Source organism: Ruegeria sp. AK11 (genome assembly GCF_056541095.1).
The window spans coordinates 33,183-59,304 of sequence record NZ_JBQFXU010000007.1 but is presented as its reverse complement, the minus strand read 5'-3'; the positions used below and the strand labels follow the sequence as shown (position 1 = coordinate 59,304).

The 26,122-nt window shown below is 58.1% G+C and carries 22 protein-coding genes and 2 pseudogenes; 9 read left to right on the top strand and 15 right to left on the bottom strand.

Translation table 11 applies throughout. The features are described from left to right. Nucleotides 1-20: 20 nt before the first annotated feature. The gene (gene yghU, locus ACR0D9_RS15155) at nt 21-899 is read right to left on the bottom strand and encodes a glutathione-dependent disulfide-bond oxidoreductase (RefSeq protein ID WP_480487632.1); all 879 of its coding nucleotides are present in this window, start codon (nt 897-899) and stop codon (nt 21-23) included. Nucleotides 900-1,147: 248 nt separating this feature from the next. Here yghU and ACR0D9_RS15150 point away from each other — a divergent pair, with 248 nt between their 5' ends. Next, the gene (locus ACR0D9_RS15150) at nt 1,148-1,666 is read left to right on the top strand and encodes a YHS domain-containing (seleno)protein (protein ID WP_480475567.1); all 519 of its coding nucleotides are present in this window, start codon (nt 1,148-1,150) and stop codon (nt 1,664-1,666) included. Nucleotides 1,667-1,715: 49 nt separating this feature from the next. On the opposite strand, the gene ACR0D9_RS15145 is transcribed toward ACR0D9_RS15150, so the two are convergent. Continuing rightward, on the bottom strand, nt 1,716-2,381 hold the full coding sequence (locus ACR0D9_RS15145) for a DnaJ domain-containing protein (protein ID WP_480487636.1): 666 nt from the start codon (nt 2,379-2,381) through the stop codon (nt 1,716-1,718). A 229-nt stretch (nt 2,382-2,610) separates the two neighbouring features. Then, the gene (gene metF / locus ACR0D9_RS15140; RefSeq protein ID WP_480487637.1) at nt 2,611-3,477 is read right to left on the bottom strand and encodes a methylenetetrahydrofolate reductase [NAD(P)H]; all 867 of its coding nucleotides are present in this window, start codon (nt 3,475-3,477) and stop codon (nt 2,611-2,613) included. A 94-nt stretch (nt 3,478-3,571) separates the two neighbouring features. On the opposite strand from metF, the gene ACR0D9_RS15135 reads away from it, so the two are divergent. Beyond that, a complete protein-coding gene (locus ACR0D9_RS15135) occupies nt 3,572-4,477 on the top strand; it encodes a LysR family transcriptional regulator (RefSeq protein ID WP_480482174.1) in 906 nt (301 codons plus the stop codon). Nucleotides 4,478-4,574: 97 nt separating this feature from the next. After that, nucleotides 4,575-5,360, top strand: coding sequence for an inositol monophosphatase family protein (locus ACR0D9_RS15130; protein ID WP_480539272.1), 786 nt, complete (start codon nt 4,575-4,577; stop codon nt 5,358-5,360). Between the two features lie 18 nt (nt 5,361-5,378). Here ACR0D9_RS15130 and ACR0D9_RS15125 read toward each other — a convergent pair whose 3' ends face one another. Then, complete coding sequence (locus tag ACR0D9_RS15125; protein WP_480482170.1) at nt 5,379-6,122, bottom strand: rhomboid family intramembrane serine protease; 744 nt, start codon at nt 6,120-6,122, stop codon at nt 5,379-5,381. Nucleotides 6,123-6,164: 42 nt separating this feature from the next. Then, nucleotides 6,165-9,563: a bifunctional proline dehydrogenase/L-glutamate gamma-semialdehyde dehydrogenase PutA gene (putA, locus tag ACR0D9_RS15120; RefSeq protein WP_480487639.1), complete on the bottom strand. Its 3,399-nt coding sequence runs from the start codon at nt 9,561-9,563 to the stop codon at nt 6,165-6,167. A 108-nt stretch (nt 9,564-9,671) separates the two neighbouring features. On the opposite strand from putA, the gene ACR0D9_RS15115 reads away from it, so the two are divergent. From ACR0D9_RS15115 to ACR0D9_RS15100, 4 genes and pseudogenes are all read left to right on the top strand, one after another. Next, nucleotides 9,672-10,154 (top strand): Lrp/AsnC family transcriptional regulator, encoded by a 483-nt coding sequence (locus ACR0D9_RS15115; protein WP_480482166.1) that lies wholly within the window; start codon nt 9,672-9,674, stop codon nt 10,152-10,154. Between the two features lie 30 nt (nt 10,155-10,184). Continuing rightward, on the top strand, nt 10,185-10,751 hold the full coding sequence (locus tag ACR0D9_RS15110; protein ID WP_480482164.1) for a tetratricopeptide repeat protein: 567 nt from the start codon (nt 10,185-10,187) through the stop codon (nt 10,749-10,751). A 113-nt stretch (nt 10,752-10,864) separates the two neighbouring features. Further along, nucleotides 10,865-11,317: pseudogene (locus ACR0D9_RS15105) on the top strand (integrase core domain-containing protein); the annotation flags it as partial. 22 nt (nt 11,318-11,339) lie between these two features. Beyond that, a pseudogene (locus ACR0D9_RS15100) lies at nt 11,340-11,513 on the top strand (D-lactate dehydrogenase); the annotation flags it as partial. A gap of 17 nt (nt 11,514-11,530) precedes the next feature. Here the strand turns inward: ACR0D9_RS15100 and ACR0D9_RS15095 are convergent. Continuing rightward, nucleotides 11,531-13,234: a SulP family inorganic anion transporter gene (locus ACR0D9_RS15095; protein ID WP_480539270.1), complete on the bottom strand. Its 1,704-nt coding sequence runs from the start codon at nt 13,232-13,234 to the stop codon at nt 11,531-11,533. 327 nt (nt 13,235-13,561) lie between these two features. After that, nucleotides 13,562-14,239 (bottom strand): phosphoglycolate phosphatase, encoded by a 678-nt coding sequence (gene gph, locus ACR0D9_RS15090; RefSeq protein WP_480539268.1) that lies wholly within the window; start codon nt 14,237-14,239, stop codon nt 13,562-13,564. A 199-nt stretch (nt 14,240-14,438) separates the two neighbouring features. On the opposite strand from gph, the gene hemP reads away from it, so the two are divergent. Further along, a complete protein-coding gene (gene hemP, locus ACR0D9_RS15085; RefSeq protein WP_209504713.1) occupies nt 14,439-14,606 on the top strand; it encodes a hemin uptake protein HemP in 168 nt (55 codons plus the stop codon). Beyond that, nucleotides 14,603-15,079 carry a hypothetical protein gene (locus tag ACR0D9_RS15080; protein WP_480505988.1) on the top strand — a complete coding sequence of 159 codons (477 nt, stop codon included), beginning with the start codon at nt 14,603-14,605 and terminating at the stop codon, nt 15,077-15,079. The genes hemP and ACR0D9_RS15080 overlap by 4 nt, the downstream gene beginning before the upstream one ends. A gap of 49 nt (nt 15,080-15,128) precedes the next feature. Here ACR0D9_RS15080 and ACR0D9_RS15075 read toward each other — a convergent pair whose 3' ends face one another. The 8 genes from ACR0D9_RS15075 to ACR0D9_RS15040 all read right to left on the bottom strand — a co-directional run bounded on the left by ACR0D9_RS15075 (nt 15,129) and on the right by ACR0D9_RS15040 (nt 26,115). After that, a complete protein-coding gene (locus ACR0D9_RS15075) occupies nt 15,129-18,194 on the bottom strand; it encodes an aminotransferase class III-fold pyridoxal phosphate-dependent enzyme (protein WP_480539266.1) in 3,066 nt (1,021 codons plus the stop codon). 107 nt (nt 18,195-18,301) lie between these two features. Further along, nucleotides 18,302-19,216 carry an NAD(P)-dependent oxidoreductase gene (locus ACR0D9_RS15070; protein ID WP_480482356.1) on the bottom strand — a complete coding sequence of 305 codons (915 nt, stop codon included), beginning with the start codon at nt 19,214-19,216 and terminating at the stop codon, nt 18,302-18,304. A 59-nt stretch (nt 19,217-19,275) separates the two neighbouring features. Beyond that, entirely contained in the window at nt 19,276-19,665 is a 390-nt protein-coding gene (gene cueR, locus ACR0D9_RS15065) for a Cu(I)-responsive transcriptional regulator (RefSeq protein ID WP_209504709.1), read from the bottom strand. After that, a complete protein-coding gene (locus ACR0D9_RS15060) occupies nt 19,662-22,130 on the bottom strand; it encodes a heavy metal translocating P-type ATPase (RefSeq protein WP_480487645.1) in 2,469 nt (822 codons plus the stop codon). The genes cueR and ACR0D9_RS15060 overlap by 4 nt, the downstream gene beginning before the upstream one ends. Before the next feature lie 79 nt (nt 22,131-22,209). Continuing rightward, the gene (locus tag ACR0D9_RS15055) at nt 22,210-22,974 is read right to left on the bottom strand and encodes an SDR family NAD(P)-dependent oxidoreductase (RefSeq protein WP_480482152.1); all 765 of its coding nucleotides are present in this window, start codon (nt 22,972-22,974) and stop codon (nt 22,210-22,212) included. Continuing rightward, a complete protein-coding gene (locus ACR0D9_RS15050) occupies nt 22,971-23,903 on the bottom strand; it encodes an SDR family oxidoreductase (protein WP_480539264.1) in 933 nt (310 codons plus the stop codon). Before ACR0D9_RS15050 ends, ACR0D9_RS15055 begins: the two co-directional genes overlap by 4 nt. Beyond that, a complete protein-coding gene (locus ACR0D9_RS15045; RefSeq protein ID WP_480482148.1) occupies nt 23,900-24,802 on the bottom strand; it encodes a bile acid:sodium symporter family protein in 903 nt (300 codons plus the stop codon). The genes ACR0D9_RS15050 and ACR0D9_RS15045 overlap by 4 nt, the downstream gene beginning before the upstream one ends. After that, nucleotides 24,799-26,115 carry a flavin-containing monooxygenase gene (locus ACR0D9_RS15040; protein ID WP_480539262.1) on the bottom strand — a complete coding sequence of 439 codons (1,317 nt, stop codon included), beginning with the start codon at nt 26,113-26,115 and terminating at the stop codon, nt 24,799-24,801. The genes ACR0D9_RS15045 and ACR0D9_RS15040 overlap by 4 nt, the downstream gene beginning before the upstream one ends. Between the last annotated feature and the right edge of the window lie 7 nt (nt 26,116-26,122).

Below are 26,122 nucleotides of genomic sequence, written 5' to 3'. Positions count from 1 at the left end.
GTCACTAGGATGGGACTCTGCTATTCCGCAGCAGCTTCCAGTTTGTCCTGCGTACGTGTTTCGAAATCACTGGCGTCGTGACGCTCGTGAAGCTGCGTGTGCGGCTCGCCAAAGGCGCGGTTGACCATACGGCCACGCTGAACCGCAGGCCGTGCGTCAATCGCCTTGGCCCAGCGCACCACGTTCTTGTAGGATTCCGCGTCAAGGAACTCTGCCGCGCTATACAGACGGCCCAGAACCAGTTGACCGTACCACGGCCAGATCGCCATGTCGGCAATCGTATATTCCTCGCCCGCGATATAGGTCTTGTTCGCCAGTTCCCTGTCCAGAACGTCCAGCTGGCGTTTTGCCTCCATCGCAAAGCGGTTGATCGGGTATTCCCACTTTTCGGGCGCGTAGGCGTAGAAATGGCCAAACCCGCCGCCCAGATAAGGGGCGCTGCCCATTTGCCAGAATAGCCAGTTCATGACTTCGGTCCGTTCCGGCCCGGACGCGGGCAGAAACTCTCCGAACTTCTCAGCCAGATGAAACAGGATCGAGGCACTTTCAAACACCCGAGCCGGCTTGTCGCCAGAGCGATCCCAAAGGGCGGGGATTTTCGAGTTTGGGTTGACCTCGACAAACCCTGAACCGAACTGGTCGCCCTCGCCGATGTTGATCAGCCAGGCGTTGTATTCAGCGCCTTCGTGACCCAATGCCAGCAACTCTTCCAGCATAACGGTGACTTTGACACCGTTGGGCGTGGCAAGGGAATACAACTGCAATGGGTGGCGTCCAACCGGCAAGTCCTTGTCATGGGTTGCGCCGGCAATAGGTCGGTTAATGTTGGCGAACTGTCCGCCACTTTCACTGTCCCATGTCCAGACTGCTGGTGGGGTATACGAAGATTGGTCGCTCATGTCTTGCCTTTCATGCCTTTGTCCGGGCCGCGTTCGATGCAGTCTTACAGGTAGTGTTGCAATCCGCCGAGTCCAACCCAGCTTTTCCGGCATAATTTGTAATAATCCGCGACCAAACTCTCACGTTTGCTCGAGAGGGGTCACAGCGGCGCGAGGAGGGCTACGAACAGAATGGGAATCGCATATTGTTTTGCCAGACCTGCCATCACGGCGTCACCGATACCGCTGGAACGAAAAGGATAAACTACATGAAACGCTTTGCTTTGACCTTTGCTGCGGCCATGGCCCTGGCCGTTCCGGCATTTGCCGGGCCGCAATATATTGACGGCACAGGGTTTGCCGTCTCGGGGTATGATGTTGTCGCCTATCGCAACCTGGATCAGGTACCGGTAGGTCAGCCACAGCACGAAGGCGTGCGTGGCAATGCCAGCATTACTGCCGAATACAATGGTGCAACCTGGGCATTCTCGTCCGAGGAAAACCGCGACAAATTTCTGGAAAACCCGGCCTATTATGCCCCGCAATATGATGGGCACTGCGCCTATGGTGTGTCGCGCGGTGGCAAGGTTCCGGCAAACCCGAACTTGTGGCGGATCGTTGACGACAAGCTGTATCTCAACATCACGGATGTGGTCGTCGGGTTCTTCGAAGAAGACATTCCGGGCAACATCAACCTTGCTGAAGGCAACTGGCCGGGTATCGAGCCGTCTGACGCCTCGACCAGCGTGATCCCGAAATTTACCTCGGAAGGTCCGGTGAAAAACTGACCCGGCCAAAATTGCACAAAGCCCGGCTTACCCAGCCGGGCCTTTTCGTTCAGCCAGCAAGCCAGAACTGATCCCGTATCGTCTGGTCGGCGTCAAACCGGATCCTGACGCTCTTGGCACCCGGAAATTTGCGTTCTCGGATCGTATCGGGAATGACGACTTCCCCAGCGCCCGTATCGCTGGATTGAAAGCTCAGGATTTCCGCTGTGGTGTGCCGCGCACTGGTCAGAACGGTCGTTGGCAAAGCCACACGATTTGCGCCTTGATTGACGGGTGTCGTGACGAAGTAAGTCAGGTGCCGCCCAAAGCATCCGACCGCGTCGGGAACATGGTCAGCAACACCGCTGCCGCATTTGGGTTGAATACCAGGCTGACTGTTCATATGCGACAGCGCTTGCCCCGGATTCAGCATTGCCTCACAGGCGGCAATATCTTCCTGCGGAAGCTCGATGATACGTTTCTTCAACCGTGCCCGACGTGGTTGTGGCGGGCCAGCAGCGGCACCGCCCTTTGTCGCCAGCCCTTCTTTGCGTAGAAAATCATAGGCTGCCTTGGCGCGCGAAAACCCGGAACTGTCGCCTTCCTTGTGATCAGGATGCGTGTGAAAGGCGATGTGACGCCAGGCCTCTCGTATTTCACTGGAATTGGCAGACGGGTTCAGGCCCAGATCTGCCAGGGCATCCGTGCGTGCCCTAACCTTATCGACAGGTTCCATACTCAAAACACTCATTAAAAACTACACAGCCCTAGTGTTGCCGAGGGCATGGTTTTGTCAAATTTCATGGTTGATTGAGAGGGAAGCTGACAACAATCGCGATGCGAGGATTCCATTGTTCCGCAAAGGCGTGAATTCGCGGATGAAACTGTGAAACAGGTCACGCATAAGAAAAGGAAAACGCCAGGGAAAATTCGTAACCCGGGCGAATCATTGAATTTTTCAGTTGTCAGGCGACGTTTTGAAGATCGACTTGTGGCGTAATTCCAAGGGCAAAGCACACATCGCGCGTCAATTCCGGGCGGTTGAGGGTATAGAAATGCAGCTTGTCCACGCCACCTTCGATCAGGTCCGAGCACAACTCGGTGCAGATCGCAGTTGCCAGCAGATCCTCACGCCCGTCGCGCACGGCCTTTTCAAAGGCTTGTTCGACCCAATCGGGAATATGCGTGCCGCAACTTCTGGCGAACTTGCGCGCACCTGCCCAGTTTTCTATCGGCAGAATGCCCGGAACGATCGGTTTGTCGATACCCGCCTTTGCGCAGGCATCACGGAAACGGAAGAAGGTTTCGGCCTCGAAAAAGAATTGCGTCAGCGCTTCGTCAGCGCCCGCGTCAAGTTTGGCCTTCAGCCAGTCCACGTCTGCTGACATGTCGGCAGCTTCAGGGTGCTTGTCAGGATAAGCCCCGACACGGATGCTGAACATTTCGGTTTCAGCCAGCGCCTCAATCAACTCAATCGAACTGTTAAAGCCGTCGGGGTGCGGTACGAACCGATTATGCCCTTTTGGCGGGTCGCCCCGCAGGGCCACGATGTCCTGCACGCCCGCACGTGCGAATGTGTCGGCGATTTCCAGCGTTTCCTGCCGCGAAGCGTCAACACAGGTCAGATGCGCAGCGACGTTCAAACCAGAGGATTTATGCAGGGTTGCGACCGCGTCGCGCGTCAGTTCCCGGGTCGTACCGCCTGCACCGTAGGTGACGGATACAAAACGGGGCTCCAGCGGTGCCAATGTCTGGACCGTATCCCAAAGGCGGAAAGAAGCCTCCAGAGTTTTGGGCGGAAAGAACTCGAATGAAATTTCGGGTTTGGACATGGCTGCCTCACTGGATCAACTGACTATCTTGTGCCATGACGGGCATTGTGAGACAAACTCATATTATTCAACAACAACATGAACGATACTTGAGATGCACATTGAATTCCGCCACCTGCGTACCATCAAGGCGATCCATGAATGCGGTGGGTTGGCGCGCGCTGCCGACCAGTTGAACATCACTCAATCCGCATTGAGTCATCAGATCAAAGGGTTGGAGGATCAGGCCGGGGTCGAGCTGTTTCTGCGACGTTCAAAGCCGATGAAGCTGTCAGCCGCCGGTTTGCGTCTGCTGCGGTTGGCCGAGCAGATCCTGCCGCAGGTCGAGGCGGCACAGAATGAGTTTTCATCGCTGCGGGACGGGCGTACCGGGCGGATGCATATCGCCATCGAATGCCACGCGTGTTTCGAATGGCTGTTTCCGGTTCTTGAATCCTTCAGGAAATCCTGGGGCGACGTGGATGTCGATATCCGACCCGGTCTGGCCTTCGACGCCCTGCCAGCCTTGCAGAAGGAAGAGGTTGATCTGGTGGTCTCATCCGATCCCGAAGACCTGCCGGGTGTCGAGTTTGTGGAGCTGTTTGACTACAACCCCGTCTTTGTCGCTGCATCAGCCCATCCACTGGCGGAAAAAGCCTATGTCGAGGCTGAGGATTTCCGAGGCCAGACCCTGATCACCTACCCGGTGGAACGCACACGTCTGGATGTGTTCAGCCAATTGTTGATCCCTGCACGCGTCGAACCCGCCTCGATCAGGCAGGTGGAATTGACAGCTGTCATCCTGCTTCTGGTGGCATCAAACCGGGGCATCTCGGTTTTGCCGGATTGGGTCGTGCGCGAGGTCAAATACAATTCGGACTATGTGACCCGGCCCCTGACCAAAGAGGGGATTACGCGTCGCCTTTATGCAGCGGTCCGATCAGAAGATCTGGACAAGCCCTATGTTCAGGAACTGGTGAAACTGGCCCGCGAAGAGGCGCGCAAGCTGCAATCCCGGTAGAGGCGTTTTCTGCGGGTCTGTTATGCGATCATTCCTCTTGGCAAGGAAGCCTTGCGGCAGTATACGCGCGGCTTGACCGGACAGGAGCCCTTTTACAATGGTTGGCAGTGCAAATCTCAACATCATGATCAAGGCCGCGCGCAAGGCGGGGCGTTCTTTGGTCAAGGACTTTCGTGAAGTCGAGAATCTGCAGGTGTCGATGAAGGGCGCGGGCGATTTTGTCTCCAAGGCCGATATCGCGGCCGAAGCCATCCTGAAGGACGAATTGCTGGGCGCACGCCCAACCTATGGCTGGCTGGCCGAAGAGGGCGGTTCCATCGACGGAGAAGACCCGACCCGCCGCTGGATCGTAGATCCGCTGGACGGCACCACCAATTTTCTGCATGGCCTGCCCCATTGGGCAACTTCGATTGCACTGGAACATAAGGGCAAGATCGTTGCCGGCGTGATCTATGATGCTGCCAAGGATGAGATGTTCTTTGCTGAAAAAGGCGAAGGTGCGTGGATGAACGACACCCGAATTCGTGTGTCGGGGCGTCACCGCATGATTGAATCGATCTTTGCAACCGGCCTGCCTTTTGGCGGTCGATCTGACCTGCCTGCAACCCTGCAGGATCTGGCGCGTCTGATGCCCGCCTGCGCCGGTGTGCGCCGTTGGGGTGCTGCGGCGCTTGACATGGCATATGTGGCTGCGGGCAGGTACGAAGGTTTCTGGGAACGCCGCCTGAACGCCTGGGATATCGCCGCCGGTATCATCATCGTGAAAGAGGCGGGCGGCTTCGTGCAGGCCCTGAACCCTGAAGGCAACGCGCTGGAAGATGGTGAAGTGATCTGTTCGAATGAACCGATCTTTGATCAATTCTCCAAAGTCATCCGGGGCTGATCGCCCCTTAGCCCAGCTTTATCGACGCGGAACGCGCGGTATACGAGACTGCGACAGCTTGTACTTTGTCTCTGGGTGGGGCGGATGCCCGTGCGTGCGGTTCCAGAATTGCACGCCGCCGCGCCGCAGCCACAATGGTACGCATAAGATCAACCCCACGGCAAACCCGCCGGTATGGGCCCAGTAGGCGATACCGCCTTCGTCCGGGTTGCTGGTGACGCTGCCAAAGAACTGAATCGCCAGCCATAAGCCCAGCATGATGAAGGCGGGGATGGTAAAGACCCTGAAATAGACAACCAGGATCAGCAGAATATCCACACGCGCCTTGGGAAACAGCAGCAGGTATCCCCCCATGACACCCGCAATCGCGCCCGAGGCGCCGACGGTAGGCACCTGAGAGTCCGGCCCTGTAACCACATGGATCAGACCTGCGCCGATACCTGCGACCAGGTAGAACAGCAAAAAGGGCAGATGGCCCATTTCGTCTTCCAGATTGTCGCCGAATATCCATAAGAACAGCATGTTCCCGGCCAGATGCATCCATCCCCCATGCAGGAACATGGATGTTACAAGGGTTTCCAGACCAACCCCGTCGCTGACCCGCGCCGGGATGATGGCGTAATCGAAGAACAGCCGGTTGATAAGTGGCGCATCATTCATGATCCCCACATAGCTGAGGAAGATCAGGATGTTGGCCGCCAATAAGACGTAGACAACATAAGGCGTGCGCCCCGAGGGGTTATGGTCACGTATCGGAAACATGAGGTGACGCTGGGCTTTTGCGCGCCCAGCGTCAAGGCAAGCTTATGCCGCACCTCCCAACAACGCAGCGTTTCCGCCAGCTGCGGTCGTATCGACACACACATGGCGCTCACCCAGCACGCGCGCGCGGTCGGGTCTGCCCGGAATCAGGGGAAGAATGGGGCCGTCCCGACGGGCCAGATGCTGTTCGATCTGCTGCGCGGTTTCAGCATCGCCCCACCAAAGAACACCAGAGATACCGGTCAGGTTCTCCAACCGGTGAAGGTCAAGCATTCCGGTTGCCTGAATGGCCGTGCCACCCAGCGCCTGTACGGCTTCAGCCTGTGCGCGCGCCGCCGTTTCCCCCGGCCCCATGCACAGAAGTGGTGGGCGGGGATATTCGCTCAGCCGGTTCGATTCTCCGGTTGGGCCGGGCAGAGAACGGGTTTGGATTGGGGCAGGCTGGCCTTGAGGGGCAGGCAAGTCTGCTAAGTTTTTCCAATTCTCATCTGTGGTTTGTCGATCCGGTGCACAGAACCTGGCCATGTAATTCGGGCCGCCCGCCTTCGGGCCAGTGCCTGACAGCCCTTCACCGCCAAAAGGCTGGGAGCCAACGATGGCACCAATCTGATTGCGGTTTACATAGATGTTTCCGGCATGGATAGCTTCGGTCACATGCTGCACCCGGTCGTCGATCCGGGTTTGCAGGCCAAAGGTCAGCCCGTATCCGGTTGCGTTGATATCCGCGATGACCTTGTCGATCTCCTGCGCTTTGAACCTTGCCACGTGCAATACGGGGCCAAATATTTCGCGCTCCAGCGCGGCAATGCCCGAGATTTCGATCAACGTGGGGGCAACAAAGATACCTTCGGGTGGCAGCGGCAGCTCTTTCAGAACACGCCCTTCGGCCCGTGCCGTGGCGACGTGATCAGCGATGACCTGCCGGGCCTGCGCGTCGATCACCGGGCCGCAATCGGTAGAGATCAGCCACGGATCACCGATGCGCAGGGCATCCATTGCCCCTTTGAGCATGGTCAGGACGTCATTTGCGATATCCTCTTGAAGGTACAGGCATCGCAGTGCGGAACACCGCTGGCCTGCGGATTGAAAGGCACTTTCAATGATCGATTGCACGGCCTGTTCGGGAAGTGCGGTGCTGTCAACGATCATGGCGTTCAGGCCACCAGTTTCCGCAATCAGCGGCGTGCCGGGGCGCATGGACCCAGCCATTGCCGACCGGATTCTGAGAGCGGTTGTTGTCGAGCCGGTGAAGGCCACGCCAGAAACGCGCGCATCCGATGTCAGCGCCGCGCCCACGGTCGGACCACCCGGCAGCAATTGCAGCGCGTCGCGCGGCACACCGGCCTCATGCAGCAATTGAACGGCGCGGTGTGCGATCAGGGGTGTTTGCGGCGCAGGCTTGGCCAAAACGGCGTTCCCGGTCGCCAAAGCTGCCGATATCTGCCCTGAGAAAATCGCCAGCGGGAAGTTCCAAGGGCTGATGCAGGTGAATACGCCAGCGGGCTCGGCATCAGGTATGTTGGCGGCGTAGTAGCGCAGGAAATCCACCGCCTCACGCAGTTCCGCCACGGCGTCAGGCAGCGATTTGCCAGCCTCGCGCGCCAGCAGGGCGAACAACTCGCCGTAATGCGATTCATAAAGATCGGCAGCAGAGTTCAGGATGCGGGCACGTTCGGCTGCCGGGGCCTGCCACGGCTTTGCCGAAGCCAGCGCCAGTTCAACATCCGCGTCACTTGCCGAGGCGACCTCACCTGGTTTGTCGGCAGGATTTGCCGGGTTGACTACCGGCTCATCCGCCCGGGGTTTTGCAGCGTCAGCCAGCAAGGGCTGTGCATACCAGTGATATGCACGGAACTGGTCCCGCGCTGCATCAACCTTGTCCAGCGTCGGAGTGTGGTGAAGATCGAATCCCATGGAATTGGGGCGATCCGGCTGGAACAGTTCGGGGCCGGTGGGCAAAGGGGGTGGGGGCGTTTGAACAGTAACAAACGGATCTGCGGCAACCACTTCCGGCGGGACGTTTTCGTCGACAATCTGGTTGACGAAGGATGAGTTTGCCCCGTTTTCCAGCAGACGCCGCACAAGGTAGGCCAGCAAGTCACGATGCGCACCAACCGGTGCGTAGATGCGACAGCGCGTTTTCTGCCTGTTCATCACAAGCTGATGCAATGTCTCGCCCATGCCATGCAGGCGCTGGAACTCAAAAGGCTGACCTTCGGCCATGTGCAGGATGGCGCTGACTGTATGGGCGTTGTGGGTGGCGAATTGCGGATAGATCCGGTTTGTCATGCCCAGCAATTTGCGCGCATTGGCGATATAGGACACGTCCGTGACCGCCTTGTGCGTGAAGACGGGAAAGCCATCCACGCCTTCGACCTGCGCGCGTTTGATCTCGGTGTCCCAATAGGCGCCTTTGACCAGACGCACCATCAGCTTGCGATCGTGGCGTTCAGCCATGTCATAGAGCGTGTCCAGAACCAGCGAAGCGCGTGGCCCATAGGCCTGAACCACGATGCCAAACCCCTCCCAGCCGGCCAGAGCCGGATCGGACATCACCGCCTCAATCACCTGCAATGACAAAGACAGGCGATCCGCCTCTTCGGCGTCGACGTTTAGCCCCATGCCAGCGGCCTTAGCCAAAAGGGCCAGCGCCCGCAGGCGTGGAACCAGTTCATCCATCACCCGCTTTTCTTGTGCCAGTTCATAGCGGGGGTGCAGGGCCGACAACTTGACCGAAATGCCGGGGTTGGCGCGGATATCATCATGGGTGCAGGCTTCGGCGATGGCCGAGATGGCGCGTGAATACGACAGGTGATAACGCGCGGCGTCCGCCTCGGTTCGCGCGGCCTCTCCCAGCATGTCGTAAGAGTAGGTATATCCCTTGCTTTCCATCCCGCGCGCGCGTTCCATCGCAGCGTGAATGGATTCACCCAACACGAATTGCCGCCCCATTTCCTTCATCGCCCGCGACACGGCGGTACGGATCACGGGTTCCCCCAATCGCTTGATGGCCCCGCGCAGGGCGCCAACAGGCGAGGTCTTGCCTTCGTCCAGAACCTTGCCCGTCAGCATCAGTGCCCAGGTTGAGGCGTTCACCAAGGATGAAGACGAGTGCCCAAGATGCTTACCCCAATCCGAAGGGGCGATTTTGTCTTCAATCAACGCGTCAATCGTGTCGGCATCCGGCACGCGCAACAGCGCCTCGGCCAGGCACATCAGGGCGACGCCTTCGTCGGTGGACAGGCCGTATTCGGCCAAAAACACCTCCATCAACCCCGGAGACGTGCTGGATCGGATGTCGCGCACAAGCTGCGCGGCAGCGGCGCTGATGGCGCCGCGGTCCGTGGCGCTCAGGCTGGCCTGAGAGATCAGGGTTTCAAGGATCGCCGACTGGTCAGCATAGGTTGAGGTGTCGATTAATGTACGCAGGGTATGAGACATGGGTCCTCCGGTCTTTGTGCCAATATAACTGCGAAAACTCAGGACAATCGCCTGAGTTTACGGTAATTGAAGGCGGAATACCTGAAATTTCGCCAGAAGGCAGCGCAAATGAACTTTCCCGACCTGGACCGGTTTGACCGGTCGATTCTGAGAATTCTGGCCGAGGATGGGCGCATTTCGGTCGCCGATCTTGCACGCGAAATCGGTCTGTCGAAATCACCGACACAGGCGCGCCTGAAACGGCTTGAAGCAAGCGGGGTGATCAAGGGATACCGGGCGATGCTGGATCCGATCAGACTGGGGCTGGACCACGTTGCCTTTGTCGAGGTGCGTCTGACCGATACCCGCGAAAAGGCACTGGCCGAGTTCAACGCGGCTGTCCGAAAAACTGCCGAGGTCGAGCAAGCCCATATGATCGCTTCGAATTTCGACTATTTGTTGAAGGTCCGCACAGCCACCATGTCAGAGTATCGTCGTGTTCTGGCCGAAAAGATTTCATCCTTGCCGCATGTCGCCAGCACCTCGACCTTTGTGGCGATGGAGGCGGTTAAGGAAACCGGCAGTTTGGGTGGGTTCGAGCATCAGGCTTGACGGATCGGGATTACGAGCCATCCTTGGTACATGATACACGCTTTCCTCGCCGCTCTTGCTGTTGTTGCCTTGTCCTGCGCGGCGCACGCCCAGTCCTGCCCTGATTCTCCGGATCATTCAGAAGGTGTGGATGCGCTAATCAATCAGGTTCAGAAGGCAGAATCGCAAAGTGATGCGCGCGCTATTTCCAACCAGATGTGGGAGCTTTGGACCGATGCGCCAGATGCGCGTGCACAAGGCTTGCTGGACCGAGGAATGGCGCGGCGGGAGGCCTGGGATTTACCGGGCGCGTTGGACGAGCTTGACCAGCTTGTCGAATACTGCCCGAACTACGCCGAAGGCTACAATCAGCGTGCGTTTGTGAACTATCTTCGACAAGACTTCGCTGCTGCCTTGCAGGATCTGAATGTCACGATCGAGTTGTCGCCGAACCATATAGGTGCGCTGAGCGGGCGCGCCTTGTCACTGTTGGGTCTGAAGCGCCTTGACGACGCGCGCGCGGCACTTGCCGAAGCGCTAGAACTTAACCCATGGCTGTCAGAGCGGGCATTGTTGGAACCCGGCGGTCTTTTGGAACCGCCCGGTCAAGATATCTGACGCCGGGTTTTCGAAAGAACCGCAATGGGAAACCGAACCTATTTGCAAGCAAACTGGTCGTGTTGGACCCACCCGAGTTGTTCACTGGCTATCCAATGGCATGACTTCTGGCTGATGGGCGCGTCTATCGAACGCTGAGCATCATTGGCGAATACACCAACGAGGGGCTGATGATCCGTGTCGATCGCAAGTTCAACTCAACCGATGCGCTGAATGCATTGGCTGACCTGTTCATCCTCCGCGGCCCGCCGGAATACATAAGATCCGACAATGGGCCGGGATTTGTCGCCCAGAAGCTGCGAGGGTGGATCACAGCTGTCGGGGCGAAGACGGCTTAAATCGAGCCGGGATCACCCTAGGAGAACGGCCATTGCATAAGCTTCAACGCCCGGTTCCGGGATGAGCTGCTCAACGGTGAAATCTTCTACAGCCTAAGGAAGGCGCAAATCCTGATTGAGCAATGTCGTGTCCACTATCACTCCGTCAGGCCGCACAGCGCGTTGGGCTACCGCCGGCCTGCGCCCGAAATAATCGTCCCAATAGACCAGAGGCCCACGGTGCAGTAACAAACAAACCGGACCACCCGATAGGGGCACGCCGCCGAAGGCGCTGAAGGCGGCTATGCTGACCCTTTTTGAATATCCTGCCGAACACAATGTGGGCCACTTGTACAAAGCCAAACCCGATTTGGCGGCGCATTACAAATCCTGTGATCCGACCAACTCTTTCAATCCGGGGGTCGGGAAGATGTCCAAGGCGTGAACCTACCGGTGACAATGTCAGATGGGACTTGGGCGCATGTGATAGGCATCCAGCAGAGCTTTGCCGTTTTCATAGAACGCAGTTTCGCCAACCAGTTCTGTTACACCGTAGCGATCCAACTCGGCTTTCACGTCTGGCTCGACCAGCGTGAAAACCAGCCGTATCCCCTTGGATTGCAGGAAATTGGCGATACTGCGCAACGTGAACCCGGCTGTGAAATCGACAACGTCAATTGCCGAGGCGTCGATGCAGAACCATGTCAGTTTTCCGTCTGCGTTCTGAACGATTGTTGTGACTTCCTCGGTGAATATCTGCATGTTCGCGTAGTACATGCCGTGGGAAAACCGGTAGATTACCAGACCGGGCTCGAATTGGTTTGGTGCTTCCAATCCCTTTGAACGCCAGCCACCGGACTCGGTACGCAATACTACCGAATTCTTTGGGTGGTATCCCCGGCGTGTGTGGTCGACCAAAGACAGGACCATGGCAAAAATGACACCTTGCTCGACACCAACCAGAACAACCACGGTGGCAGTTGCCGTTGCAACCCAGAACTCGGACCGGGCCTGCCTGTAAATTGTTGCCATTCCGTGCAGGTCGATCAGCTTGAGACCGATCAGAAAAACGATGGCCGAAAGTGCTGCTGTGGGAAGATAGGCTAAAGGCTTGGTCAGAAACAGGATAACCAACAGGACTATTACCACTGTTGTCAGTTGCGCCACCTGGCTGCGCCCTCCGGCGCTGGCGACCATCTCGGTCTTTGTGGGGCTGCCATTGACCACGAATGTCCCCGTGAATGCGGCTCCGAAATTCGCAAGACCCAGTCCGATCAGGTCCGTGTTTTCGTTGAAAGTCTCATCATATCTCGAGGCGTATGCCCGTGATGTTGCGGCGCTTTGTGCCAGAATAACAACGAAGATGGACAAGGCCGTGGGGAGCAGTTGTTTGAACAAGGTCCAGCTCCACTGCACGTCCGGGATCGAGAACGAGGGCAAACCGCCGGCAACCTCTCCCAACACCGAGATTCCGGAAATGTTGAATGAAAAGGCCCAACTGCACAGGATCACCCCGACAATGGCAACCAATGGGCCCGGGATTTTGCGCGACAGTCTTGTGCATCCCAGGACAATGCCCAACACGGCTGATGAGACGATCACGGTTGGCCAGTTGACGTTGGATATGTTGAAGTAAACGTCCTTCAACCTTGCAAGTGTTCCGTGCCCAGCGGATTCGATGCCCAACAATCCGGGCATTTGACCCGTTGCAACCTGAATGCCCACGCCGGTCAGAAAGCCGACCAATACCGTTCTGGACAGAAAATCGGCCAGAAACCCCAGCCCGATGACACGCGCGGCAATCAAAAGCATGCCAGCCACAAGCGCCAGCAAGGACGCCAGTGCCAGATACTCAGACGTTCCGGACATCGCCAAGCCCGCCAGTCCCGAGGCGGTGATGGCTGCTGTTGCCGAATCGGCGCCGACAACAAGGTGTCGGGACGATCCGAACAGCGCAAACAGAGCCATGGGAATCAGGATCGTATACAGCCCGGACATGACCGGAGTGCCGGCGATTTTGGTGTAACCCATGACTTCGGGGATCGCGAGGCAGGCAAAACTCAGACCAGCCAGCATTTCTGCAGGAAGGCGCGCGCGGTCAACAGGCAGAATGCCCTGCAGGATTTGCAGACGCGCCGCTCTCTGATTTCTGTCCTGTTTTTCCATGGGTTACCCTATACCCATTCAACCAGCGAACCGAATGTTCGAACCGTCAGGCTATCTTATAAGCAAATTATCACAGGTAAATTGGGTGGCCTGATTTGCTGTTTTTCCCAGTTTTTAAGTTATTTTCGCCGAACTACGGGAATCCCCCAATTTCGCAAACTGCCGATCAGGGGTAAACATGACCTACCGTACTTACCACACACAAACACGGTATATACTTTCCCCGATGAGGGGCTGGTCACACCCCCTCGGCCGGCCCCTCTTAACTTTTAGGGGGTCGCGAAGGCCCAAATCACTCGTTTGAAAACTGACATCGTGTGAACGTACTTAGTTTTGGATCAATTTGGCCACGAGTGTCGGCAGTGTTTCAGACGCACTGTAAGCAACGGTGTGCGGTATATTGGCCACCGGGGTTTTGCGGTACCCTTCCGTGAACAGCAGAAACGGTATCCTGGCGTTTACAGCTGTTTCTGCGTCGACCTCGCTGTCGCCGACATACAAGCGTGTGTCCGAGGTCCCAAGTGCTTTGAAGCTTTCCAGCAGGTGGCCCGGATCCGGTTTGCGAATTGGCAATGTATCACCGCCGAAAACAACGTCGAAGAACCGGGATAGGTTGAGCGCCTCCAGCACGTGACGTGCGGGTGCTTCGGGTTTGTTGGTGCAGATACCAAGAACGCAACCCATCTGTTTCAGTGTTTCCAGGGCTTCGGGAACCCCGGGATAAGGCACTGTCGTTGCACTGACCGCCGCATTGTAGTGTTTCAGTGTCTGTTGCGTCAGTTCCGTGTGGCGGTCCATGGGCAAATCACAGTGTCGCATCAAACGCTCGACCAGTTTGGGAAGGCCATTGCCAACAAACCCTCTGATCACATCAACGGGCACAGGATCGTGACCGACGCCATTCAGCGTTTTATTGGCCGCTGCTGCCAGGTCCCCGACGCTGTCGACCAACGTTCCATCCAGATCAAAAACAACTGCTGCGGTCACGTTTTTCTTGCCTTTCAATACCCGCCCCAAGTCTTAACCCGTCGTTTTCAGGGGCGCAATCGGCTCAATGATGCTTGATTTGAAACAGTGCTTGACATTCCTTACTAAAATAATCAGATTTAATAACAGGAACGGAAAGCCAACCCTCTCGGGTCAGCCAGATAAAACGAAACGCAACAGGTATGGCACCATGCCGACTCGCTCTGGAGATGCCCCGATGAACGTACAGAACCCGACCCCAACCCAAGGTTATGCTGTCTCGATGCTGCCTGCGCACAAGGCCGAGGATTTGACCAAAGGTGGCCACCTGGCCCATATCGAGTTGGGCGACCAATTGTATACCCTGCGCATCACCCGTGCAGGTAAACTGATCCTGACGAAATGAGCGCGCATTCATTGCGCGGCGGTGCCGCGGTCGGCCGTCTGGCGGACCTTGATCCTGTCGAAGCAGGTGCGGTGATGTATCTGCGGATGTGGAGCCAGGGTGAAAGTGGTCGCGCCGATGTCGCGAGCGATTTTTGCATAGCGCTCGGATCAGATTATGGGCGTGCCGCCATGCTGACGCTGGATCGTCTGTGTTCGCTTTGCGCAACGCATTGTCGACGTCCGTTAGTCAGGCACGGTCTGGGGTGTGCATGTCTGGGCGCGGATGAGAATTGTTTTGCCCAAATGGTTGCCGCCGCATCCGAAGGGGCACGCGAAGACGCGATGATGATGGCGTCACTGATCGTGCGCCCGGATTTTGCGCCTGCTCTGGCATCCCTGTCGGAGGAACTGGGCCTGACGCTCCGGCGTATGACGACGGGAAATGCGATTCCGACGACAGGCCACGATACCCGCACTGCCGTTTTGCATTGACTGTGCTTGCAGGACGGTCAAACCCCGGCAAAGCGCCGGGGTCAATCCTTCAGCAGCACCCGCATCCCGCGTGGTGATGGTCGTGACCGCAAACCGGAGCAGGAGAGAAGTCACCGACCTCGGACAGCACGTCCCTTAGCGCCCACAGGATCATGTCCACATCCTCGGCCTCAATCGTCAGCGGTGGGCGGATTTTCAGGATGTCGTCCTTTGGTCCCTCACTGCCGATCAGAATTCGGTGATCACGCATCCGATTTTTGACATAGCTGCAAATCTCGGTTCCTTCGGTTCCGTCGGGATTGATCAGCTCAACACCCAGAAACAGTCCCATGCCCCGTACATCGCCAACGCAACCAAAGTCGGCTTCGATCTGGCGCAGCCCCGCCATCAGGCGCTCACCCATCTGACGCGCATTGTCCTGCAGGCCTTCGTCATCGACGATGTCCAATACTTCCTTGCCGATCCGGCAAGACAGCGTTGATCCGCCAAAGGTCGAGAAGAATTCGATCCCGTTGTTAAAGCTGTTGGCAATCGCCCGCGTCGTTACCAATACGCCAAGAGGGTGCCCGTTACCAATGGGTTTACCCATCACCACGATATCAGGAAGCGCGCCCTGATGTTCAAATCCAAAGTAATACTCACCCAGGCGACCCAGACCGGTCTGTACCTCATCTGCAATGCAGACACCCCCGGCGGCGCGGATTTTTTCATAAACCGCAGGCAGGTAGCCCTTGGGCGGAATAATCTGTCCACCGACAGATGGGAAAGTTTCGGCGATGAACCCGGCTAGACCTTGACCCCGGTCCTGCAAGGCAGCAATGGCCGGGTCCACAAGATCAGCAAATTTCTGCGCCCGATCCGCATCGTCACGCTTGAACGAGCCGCGATAGTCGTCCGCAACCTCGACCAGTTCGACCCAATCGGCTTTCCCGATGCCACCCGGTTTGTTGAACTTGTAGGCCGATATCGCCACAGCCGCATTCGTATTGCCGTGATAGCCATGGTCTGGCGTCACGATCCCCTTGGCGCCGGTATGGGCACGGGCAAGCCGCAGGGCCAGTTCGTTCGCTTCAGTTCCGGAATTGACGAAGAAGCAGACCTCGAAGTGATCGGGCAGTTTGGACAGGATCTTGTCAGCAAAAGTTGTCTGTGCCGGATGCAGGTAGCGGGTATTCGAGTTCATCCGCTTCAACTGATCCGCCGCTACAGCTTGAATGCGGGGATGCGCATGACCCACATGAGGGACGTTGTTATAGGCGTCCAGATAGGGGCGGCCCCATTCGTCAAACAGGTGATGTTTCCACCCGCGTACGAGCATGACAGGGTCATCATAAGTCAGCGACAGGTTGCCGCCAAAGTGATCGCGGCGACCCTGCAGGATCGCCTGTTTGTCTGTGGGTTGGTAGAAAACCTTGTCATCCGGCAGGTTCAGTAAGGCCGCCGGGTTCGGGCAGACTGCGTGCCACAACTCCATCTCATCCGGATCGCCGACACCGGGCCAATCCGCCTCCATGCCATTGGTTGTCAGCGCCAGCTGGAAATGCACATGCGGTGCCCATCCGCCATTCTGGCTGGCGTCGCCCAACCGGGCGAACGCCGCCCCCTGTGCCACCGGATCGCCGGGTTTCAACCGGTCACAGCATTCCGGGTCCAGATGACCATAGAGCGTGTAGAACGGATCGCCATCCGGCGTTCCATGGTGCAGGATTATCACCGCACCGTAATCGAGGTGATGATCTCGGTTCTCGACCACTTCGACCCGCCCGCTCATTGGTGCGTGCAGCACCGTCCCTGCGGGTGCAAACACATCCACCGCCAGATGCACTGTTCGCCGGTCCGAGGCTTTCCATGGCCCTTTGCGAAATCCTGGCTCGGCATAAATCAGGCGGGGTTCGTTGTAATAGCCCAGCCACAGCCCTTCGCCGTATTCTTCACCAACATGTGCGGCCTCGGCCAATGGCATGTGGAAAGGGTTCTGGGGCCACACACAATTTTCAACCGACAACGACCCCATAGGAACATCGCTTAGGTCCTGACCGAACAGTTGGGAAAACCGGCCGCGATGTTCTTGCAGATACGCATGGATGCGTTCTGCGCCGTCCACGACCGGCAGCCCGCACGCTGCCCGAAGACGCGCAGACATCAGTCCGCCGTTGACGGATGCATTCTCAAGAAACCGCCACGCAGGTGCCTGCGAGATTGTCACATATGGATCGTCCGGGTTTTCGACCGCCATCAGGGTCGAGTTGAGGACAGATACTGCCAGTCGCATCCGCAGCAGAGGCCAGATCAGGTCGATCTCCTCGGCTTGCAGTCGGTTTGCGGCATGGTACCCCCGTATGAGAGCAGTTAATGCCCGCTCGGGTCTGACATGATCTAGCACCACATAGGCCCCGGCGATTGCAAGGTCACAGACGCGCGGTGCTGCACACATGTCACCCAGATCAATCAGGCCGGAAACCCGCCTCCGCTCGCCCAATTCGCCTTCAACCAGAACGTTATAATCATTGGCGTCGTTGTGAATGGCCTGTTTCGGCAGGCCCTCAAGCCTATCCGTGATCGCCGTGAATTCGTTGCAGATATCCCGAAGCAACGCCCGACGCGCGGGATCGCTGATGGCGCCCAGCTTGTCATTGATCCAACTCGCTTGCGTCAGGTCCCATTTGAAATCTGGGCGGTGCAAAGCTTCATGCTGAAACCCCTCCAGCGCGCGATCTGTTGCGCCCACAACACGACCCAATTTCAGGATCAGCTCTTCGGATTTCGGGTTCGCTTGTGCATAGCAGCGCCCGGGCAGGCGTTCCTGCAACCACACCAGCCGCGATTTCCCTTCGGAATCGGAAATTTCCGGCAACATTGCGCCGTTCAACGCCGGGAACACCTTTGGAAACGGCAACCCGGGAGCTTCCGAGGCGATATGCGCAAGTGCTTCGATCTGAAGATCTACCAGACCCGCATCGCACCCTGCGCGCATGACTTTCAGCACATAGTCTTGGCCATTTGTGGCTTGCGCCAGAAAGTTCAGATCATATTCGCCATCCAGCCGGGTCAACCGTGCGTCCAGTCCCCAGTTTTGGCGCAGCGCGTCCGCCCAGAAGTTCACCAAATCGTTCATGTCTTTCTCCGTCCCGCTCATCCGGGATCCTCTTCATCTGGCCGAAAATATCCTCGGGGGTGAATTGGCCCAAAGGGACAAGAGGGGGCAGACAGCCCCCCGACCCCTTAATCCAAGGCACGCAAACGTTTGAACAGCGATGACGTGTCCCATCGTCCGCCGCCCAGTTTCTGCACGTCCTTGTAGAACTGATCGACCAGAGCGGTCACCGGCAGAGACGCGCCGGTTTCATTGGCCGTATTCAGACAAATCCCCAGATCCTTGCGCATCCAGTCCACAGCAAAGCCATGTTCGAACTGATCATTCAGCATGGTTTCATACCGGTTTGACATCTGCCAGCTGCCAGCCGCACCCTGGCTGATCACCTCAACAACGGCCTTCCCGTCCAGGCCCGCTTTTTCGGCAAAGTGCAAGGCTTCGCTGAGACCCTGAACCAGACCGGCAATCGCGATCTGGTTGCACATCTTGGTCATCTGGCCCGCGCCGCTGGCTCCGAGTCGACGGCAGATTTTGGAATAGACGTTCATTACCGGCTCAGCCGCATCATAAGCTGTCTGATCGCCGCCACACATAATTGAGAGAACGCCGTTTTCAGCGCCGGCCTGACCGCCCGAAACCGGGGCGTCCACAAAAGCGATACCCTGAGATAGGCCAGCAGCGTAAAGCTCGCGCGTGACCTTTGCTGAAACCGTCGTGTGGTCAACAAAAATGGCCCCGTTGGACATTCCCTGAAACGCGCCATCCTCACCGGTGCAAACCATGCGCAAGTCGTCGTCATTGCCGACGCAGGCCATGACAAACTCAGCATCCTTGACGGCGTCTTTCGGAGTGGCTGCCATCGCGCCGCCATGCTGCGCGACCCAGGCCTCGGCCTTGGTGGTCGTACGGTTGTAAACGGTGACGTCATGGCCTGCGGTTTGCAGATGTCCGGCCATGGGATAGCCCATGACACCAAGGCCAAGGAACGCGACTTTTGCCATTTTGTGATCCTCTCCGCTGTTCGGTCGGCTTCCGCGAAACAGGCCTGACCAAAATCTCTGGCGAAGACAAAGCAAAGCTGCGCCCAAAGGGCAACCCCAAGTCAGCCTTTCCCACCCAGATCCCGCAGGATTGGGCAATCGGGCCGGTCGTCCCCGGCGCAGGCGTCGATCAGGTGGCTTAGCGTATCGCGCATGGCGTTCAGGTCTGCGATCTTGGTTTCGATCTGAACAAGATGGTCGCGTGCAACTTGTTTCACGTCGGCACTGGCACGGGTTTCATCTTCGTAGAGCGCCAGCAAGGTCCGGCAATCCTCGATGGTGAACCCAAGAGCCCGGGCGCGGCCCAGAAAATTCAGCTTATGCACGTCCTGGTCGCGAAACCGGCGATAGCCATTGTCGTCGCGCATCGGTTTGATCAGGTTGATGTCCTCATAGTACCGGATCGTCTTGGCGGGCAGGCCGGTGCGGGCGGAAACATCTCCGATGTTCATGCGTGCACCTCTTTGGTGGCCGTACCTGATGTTTCCGGCACGCTGGCGCGAATACGGCGCAGGCGCAGCGCGTTTGAGACCACAAAAACGCTCGACAGTGCCATTGCGCCAGCTGCCAGTGCAGGGGACAGCAGATAGCCGCCAAACGGGTACAGCGCACCGGCAGCCACCGGTATCAGTAGGACATTGTATCCGAAGGCCCAGCCTAAATTCTGGCGAATATTCTTCATTGTCCGGCGGCTGATCTCGGTCGCATTCGCGACGCCCCGCAAATCACCGGACATGAGGACAACGTCGGCTGTTTCGATGGCCACATCCGTGCCGGTACCGATGGCGATGCCGATATCAGCCGCCGCAAGAGCGGGGGCATCGTTGATCCCGTCACCGACAAAGGCCAGCACTCCGAACCGGTCCCGCAAAGCCGTTATTGCATCTACCTTGCCATCAGGCAGTACCTCGGCAGTGACATGATCAATCCCCAGCCGGTCGGCCAGAGCCTGCGCCGTGCGCGCGTTGTCACCGGTGATCATGGCCACGGTTAGCCCCATTTGGTGCAACCGGTCCAGCGCCTCCACTGTGCCGGGCTTGATCGGGTCAGAAACGGACAAAGTGGCCGCCGCCTGCCCATCCAGAGCCACGAACAGAGGAGTTGCCCCTTGAGCGGCACGGGTTTCGGCCTCATCCGTCAGAGCTCCAAGGGTGATCCCACTCTGCTGCATCAACCGGTGCGACCCGATTAACACGTCGCGGCCTTCGACCAACCCTTGCAGGCCAAGCCCGGTAAGCGAACGGACATCCGATGCCTCTGGCAGTGTCGCGGGCCCCGCTCGGGTGATGGCGGAAGCGATCGGGTGTTCCGACCTTGCCTCAAGGGCTGCGGTCAGCCGTAGAACCTCCTCCCGGTCAAACCCCTTAGCCGTTGTCACGCTGTCCAGTTCGGGGCGCCCCAGCGTCAGGGTTCCGGTCTTGTCCAACGCGACGACGCGCGCCTGCTGAAGCTGTTGCAACGCATCCCCCTTGCGGAACAAAACGCCCATTTCTGCCGCACGCCCGGTGCCCACCATGATCGAGGTTGGGGTCGCCAACCCCATTGCGCAGGGGCAGGCGATGATCAGAACTGAAACACCTGCGACAAGCGCAAGGGGAAGGGCCGGGCTGGGGCCGAAGATCAGCCAGAGCGCGACGGTGATCACCGCAACAGCGATGACCGCAGGAACAAAGCGATAGGTAATCCGATCCACCAACCCCTGAATAGGCAGTTTCGCGCCCTGCGCCTGCTGCACCATACGAATGATCTGTGCCAGAGCCGTGTCGCCACCGACCCGGGTGGCGCTTACCCGTAGAGCGCCGGTGCCATTCACGGTGCCGCCGACAACAGGCGCTCCCACCGACTTGCCAACAGGCACAGGCTCGCCCGTGATCATGCTCTCATCAACGTAAGAGGTGCCTTCAAGCACTTCGGCATCCACCGGTACACGCTCGCCGGGGCGGATGTGCAGGATATCTCCGACAACGATTTCGGCGATTGGCCGGTCCTGTATCTGTCCGTCCAGTTCGACCCGTGCGGTTTTTGGTTGCAAACCCACCAGTTTTCGGATCGCAGCCCCTGTTTTGCCTTTGGCGCGTGCCTCCATCAACCGGCCGAGAAGGATCAGAACCACGATCACCGCGGCCGCTTCGAAATAGACATTGGCCGTACCCTGCGGCAGCAGGTCGGGCGCGAAAGTGGCCGTGACCGAATACAGATAAGCCGCGCCGGTCCCAAGTGCTACCAACGCGTTCATGTCCGGCGTGCCCTGCATCAGCGACGGGATACCTTTGCGGTAAAACACACGGCCCGGTCCGATCAGCAGAGCCGAGGTCAGGGCAAATTGAATCAAATGGCTCGTCTGCGTTCCTATGGTCGCCTGTATCCAATGGTGGAAGGCGGGGATCACGTGCCCGCCCATCTCAAGAGTGAATACGGGGAGGGCCAGTGCCGCTGCCAGTATTGTGGAACGGGCTAGCCGCTGAATTTCGTCGTCTTCCCGGCTTTCTGGTTCGGCAACACTTTGGATACGCGCGGGGTATCCAATTCCGGTAATAACCTGTGCCAGCGCCTCGGGTGTAGTTGCCGCTGTCGCGTAAGTCACCGTGGCCGTCCGAGTTGCCAGATTGACCTGTGCTTCAATTACGCCAGCGGTGGATGCCAACGCACGCTCGATCTTACCAACGCAGGATGCGCAGCTCATGCCCTCGATGCTCAGATCCGCTTGACTTGTTTCAGCCGGATAGCCGGCTGCATCCAGCGCCGATGTCAGGGCCGAAACCGGCCCGTCAAATTCCACCTGCGCCGTCTTGGTCGCGAAATTGACCGAGGCCGCATCAACACCAGATACATTACGCAGCGCAGCCTCGACACGGCCCACACAGGACGCGCATCCCATGCCGGTGACTTTCAGTTCTGTCAGTGCTTTTTGCGCCATGCGACTCATCCCACGTGGTTTTCTGCCCTCCAGATGGGGGTTCCAGTGACGGGAAGGTCAAGGGGGTCGCGGCAAAATTCTACGATCCCGGCCCGCGCATGTTACGCTCCATTAAGCGCTGATACAGGCGTGGTGACAGACGGTTGAGCCACCACGATATGTGTGCAACGCGTCCGACCGGGATCATGGGCTGCGATTTGTCCAGTCCGCGCAGGATCGCCACGGCGGCGCTCTCGGGGCTCATTTCGTCCATTCCGTCCTTGGCCGATCCGGGGCGCGCGGTTCCATCGGGTTGCTCCATTGCGTTGCCGGGGTTGGTGGCCACAAAAGACGGCGCTGCAATCTGAACCTGAACGCCATGTGGCTTTTCTTCGGATCGAAGCGATTTGAAAAAACCCTCAAGCGCGTGTTTTGAGGCTGCATAAGCCGTGCGATGGCAGAGCGGAGCGAAACCAGCCACCGACGAGATCGCCAGATGTGTTCCCTTTGACGCGCGGAGAGGCTGCAAAAATACGCGAGCCATCTCAACGGCTGCAAAATAGTTGATATCAAACAGTGCACGGTGACTGGCCGTGTCGGACTGGTCAAACCCCCGAATTTGCGTAACCCCGGCGTTGTAGATGACCAGATCAATGCTGTCGCTTGACGTGATCGCCCTTTGAGCTGCGTTGGCAAGCTGTTCGGGGTCAGTCAGATCACAGGCAATTGGCAGTTGGTTCGGTTCTGTTTGCAGACCGGACACATCAAGGTCTAACAGCACCACCCGCCACCTACGGGCTTGCAATGCACGGCTTAAAGCCTGTCCCAAACCGCCCGCACCGCCAGAGATGACCGCGGTTTTCATAACCCGGCCTGCCGTTGCCAGAGCGCAAAAACCTCGGCGCTGGATTTTTCAGGCGTATAGCCGAATTCAGATTTCAGGGCAGAATTATCCAGAACTGGCCGATATTGAAGGAACCTTACCTGTTCCGGCCCATAGCGAGATAAACCCAGTGGGCGCGCCAAGGCTAGGGCCGCTTTCAGCACCCAGGGGGGTAGGCGCAGAACCGGCTTTCCCATGGCGCGCGCCAAGTCGTTCACGCCCATCGTGCCGTCACCGGCGACGTTGTAAATCCCGGCTGGCCCGTCGGTTGCTGCGCGCTGAAGGATGCGTGCCAGGTCCCGGGTCCAGATAAAGACAAACGGGCTTTCGCTGCCGGACACCGCCAGCAACCGGGGCTTTCGAAACAGGGCGGTGATCTGGTTCTCGGTTCCGGCTCCCAGAACCGTACCCACACGCAGAACAACCTGCTCAAGATCGGGGGCGGTTCTGCGGGCTTCGGCCAAAATCTCTTCGACCTGACGCTTGTGATCTGAATAAGGAAACTCGGGGTTGCCGCGCAATGGATCGCCTTCGCGCAACGGCACAGGATTGTCTGCATGATAGCCATAAGCGGCACCGGAAGACGTAACAACCAGTCTGCGCACCCCGTTTGCGATGGCGGCATTCACCACATTTCGCGTGCCTTCGACATCGACAGCATAGGCTGTCGCGCGCCCCATCTTCGGCGGCGGCGTCACGACTGAAGCCAAATGCACAATCACATCCGGATTCACCTTGGCAATCACACGTGCAGGAGCGTCGGTTGTAACATCCATGGACAAATATGAGGCGTCTTCCGGCAGGTTAACCGGGCGTTTCAGATCGGTTGCAAAGACCTCGTGCCCAACAAGTTCGGGCAACAGCGCTTGCCCGACCATCCCGGCAGCGCCGGTAATCAGGATGCGGGTCATCGCGCGGCCTCGGTTCGTGCCATGACCGAAGCCAAAGCCAGGCCCGAGATAGCGTGCCATACTCCCCAGAATGCAGCGACCACGGCCATGCCGCCAAGACCGTTGAAGAATGCAAAGATCAGGACGAGCCCAAGCCCGGAGTTCTGAATGCCGGTCTCAATGGTGATGGCGCGGCGATCGAAGGGGGACAGCCCGGTCAGAGTGGCCACAACCCAACCGCCCCCCAGCGCCAGGGCATTGTGAAGGATTACAAGCCCGGCAACAGCCCCGGCAAACCCAAGGAAAAACCCCCAGTTGGCAGCCAGAGCAAGTACGATAAACCCAGCAAAGATACCCATCGACAGAAGTTGCAGCGGTGCGCGCAACCGTGCCGTCAAGGCGGGGAGGCGTTGATTCAGCGTAATTCCCAGAACCAGCGGCAGGATCAGCATCAGACCGACCAGGATTGCGATCTGCATTGGGTCGATCTGGGTCTGTTGCAGGATTGCGCGGGTCGGTGGGTAAAGCCCACCCCAAAGCGCAATATTGAAAGGTGTCATGAAGATCGCACAGATGGTGGCGAAGGCTGTCATCGACACCGAAAGCGCTGCATTCCCGCCCGCGCGGTGGGTGATGAAGTTCGAGATATTGCCCCCTGGGCAGGCCGCGACAAGGATCAGGCCAAGCGCAATTGACGGTTGCGGTGCTGCAATCCACACCATCACAAAGGTCAGCGCAGGCAGGACGACGAGTTGTGAAAACAATCCGACAACCACTGGTTTGGGTGCGCGCCTTAAACGGTCAAAATCCCGAGGCGTAAGGTCGATGGCAATCGAGAACATCACGATTGCCAGAATAGCATTCAACAGCGTCAGAGACGCCGGACTGAAATTCAGTGTGATCTGGTCAATACCACTCATGCGGCGGCCTTCCCCAGCCGGTCGATCCAGCCGGTGACAGCCTTTCTGTAGGTATTCTTGTCCACGTAATAGGCCATGCGGGGCAGGTCGATATAGTTCATGCCTCCGGTGGCGCGCGTATAACCTTTTTGCTTTTCTGCGTGCAGATCGGCTGCCACGGGGCAGCCGTGTCGAAGCCCCTTGATGTAGCGCGCCACCATCTCGGCCTGCTCGTGCCTGCCCTGCCAGCCCAGGCCCGTGGCCTCGACCATGCCCAGCACGAACAGATCGTCCCGTTCGGGATGTATCGTGTTCAGATACAGATGCGGGGCGTCGCCCTGCCAGTTCAGCAGGCCCTTGTCGATAAACGGGTAATGCAGTTTGTATCCGGTCGCGGCGAGGATCATGTCATAGTCGTCGCAGGAGCCGTCCTTGAAATGCACGGTGTGGCCCTCCAGCCGGTCGATATCCGGGCGGATGCTCAGATCGCCATGGCCTGCGTGATACAGGACCAGCGAATTCACCACGGGGTGGCTTTCGTACAGCTTGTAATCCGGTTTGGGAAAGCCGTATTTCTGTGGATCGCCGACAAACCAGCCAAGGATCAGGCTGTCGACCTTACGCTTCAGCCACATCGGCAGACGGATCTTTCCACCTATTGTGTCAGCGGGTTTGCCAAAGACGTATTTCGGGACGAAATAATACCCGCGCCGCATCGACAGATCGCAGCGTTTCGCGTGGTGGATGGCGTCGACGGCGATGTCACAGCCGGAGTTGCCTGCGCCCACGACCAGCACACGCTTGCCGTCGAATTGGCTTGGGTACCGATATTGCGAGGCATGGATCAACTCGCCGTCAAATGTACCCGGAAAGCTGGGTATATTAGGTTCCGACAGGGTACCGTTCGCAATGAGTACGCCGGCGAATTCGGCCTGATGGGTGCCATCCTGATCCCGCCAGCACACGCGCCAACCGTCACCCGGATTGCCCAGCGGAGCGACCTGAGTGACTTCTGCATTGAATCTGTAACCCTCTCGCAACCTGAAACGGTCCGCAAATGCGCGGAAATAGTCGCACATCGCCCGGTGCGAGGGGTACTCGGCAACCGCGTCATCCATGGGGAAATCCGCAAATTCGGTCATACGCTTGGATGAGATCAGGTGCGCCGACTCGTACATGGTTGATCGTGGGGCATCGATATCCCACAGACCGCCCACATCCGAATGCAACTCAAACCCCTGAAATGCGATCCCCTGTTCTTTCAGCACCTTGGCCGCGGCCAAACCCATTGGCCCCGCCCCAATCAGGGCGAATGTGTCGCGCGTTTCTGTCATGAACCCT

What these genes read in the sequence shown, in the direction of transcription:
- ACR0D9_RS15055 (WP_480482152.1), bottom strand. Translation starts at nt 22,974, where the DNA reads ATGAAAACCGCGGTCATCTCTGGCGGTGCGGGCGGTTTGGGACAGGCT.
- ACR0D9_RS15050 (WP_480539264.1), bottom strand. Translation starts at nt 23,903, where the DNA reads ATGACCCGCATCCTGATTACCGGCGCTGCCGGGATGGTCGGGCAAGCG.
- ACR0D9_RS15075 (WP_480539266.1), bottom strand. Translation starts at nt 18,194, where the DNA reads ATGAACGATTTGGTGAACTTCTGGGCGGACGCGCTGCGCCAAAACTGG.
- ACR0D9_RS15115 (WP_480482166.1), top strand. Translation starts at nt 9,672, where the DNA reads ATGAACTTTCCCGACCTGGACCGGTTTGACCGGTCGATTCTGAGAATT.
- ACR0D9_RS15150 (WP_480475567.1), top strand. Translation starts at nt 1,148, where the DNA reads ATGAAACGCTTTGCTTTGACCTTTGCTGCGGCCATGGCCCTGGCCGTT.
- ACR0D9_RS15060 (WP_480487645.1), bottom strand. Translation starts at nt 22,130, where the DNA reads ATGGCGCAAAAAGCACTGACAGAACTGAAAGTCACCGGCATGGGATGC.
- ACR0D9_RS15125 (WP_480482170.1), bottom strand. Translation starts at nt 6,122, where the DNA reads ATGTTTCCGATACGTGACCATAACCCCTCGGGGCGCACGCCTTATGTT.
- ACR0D9_RS15145 (WP_480487636.1), bottom strand. Translation starts at nt 2,381, where the DNA reads ATGGAACCTGTCGATAAGGTTAGGGCACGCACGGATGCCCTGGCAGAT.
- putA (WP_480487639.1), bottom strand. Translation starts at nt 9,563, where the DNA reads ATGTCTCATACCCTGCGTACATTAATCGACACCTCAACCTATGCTGAC.
- ACR0D9_RS15080 (WP_480505988.1), top strand. Translation starts at nt 14,603, where the DNA reads ATGAGCGCGCATTCATTGCGCGGCGGTGCCGCGGTCGGCCGTCTGGCG.
- metF (WP_480487637.1), bottom strand. Translation starts at nt 3,477, where the DNA reads ATGTCCAAACCCGAAATTTCATTCGAGTTCTTTCCGCCCAAAACTCTG.
- ACR0D9_RS15040 (WP_480539262.1), bottom strand. Translation starts at nt 26,115, where the DNA reads ATGACAGAAACGCGCGACACATTCGCCCTGATTGGGGCGGGGCCAATG.
- ACR0D9_RS15095 (WP_480539270.1), bottom strand. Translation starts at nt 13,234, where the DNA reads ATGGAAAAACAGGACAGAAATCAGAGAGCGGCGCGTCTGCAAATCCTG.
- yghU (WP_480487632.1), bottom strand. Translation starts at nt 899, where the DNA reads ATGAGCGACCAATCTTCGTATACCCCACCAGCAGTCTGGACATGGGAC.
- cueR (WP_209504709.1), bottom strand. Translation starts at nt 19,665, where the DNA reads ATGAACATCGGAGATGTTTCCGCCCGCACCGGCCTGCCCGCCAAGACG.
- ACR0D9_RS15110 (WP_480482164.1), top strand. Translation starts at nt 10,185, where the DNA reads ATGATACACGCTTTCCTCGCCGCTCTTGCTGTTGTTGCCTTGTCCTGC.
- ACR0D9_RS15130 (WP_480539272.1), top strand. Translation starts at nt 4,575, where the DNA reads ATGGTTGGCAGTGCAAATCTCAACATCATGATCAAGGCCGCGCGCAAG.
- ACR0D9_RS15135 (WP_480482174.1), top strand. Translation starts at nt 3,572, where the DNA reads ATGCACATTGAATTCCGCCACCTGCGTACCATCAAGGCGATCCATGAA.
- hemP (WP_209504713.1), top strand. Translation starts at nt 14,439, where the DNA reads ATGAACGTACAGAACCCGACCCCAACCCAAGGTTATGCTGTCTCGATG.
- ACR0D9_RS15045 (WP_480482148.1), bottom strand. Translation starts at nt 24,802, where the DNA reads ATGAGTGGTATTGACCAGATCACACTGAATTTCAGTCCGGCGTCTCTG.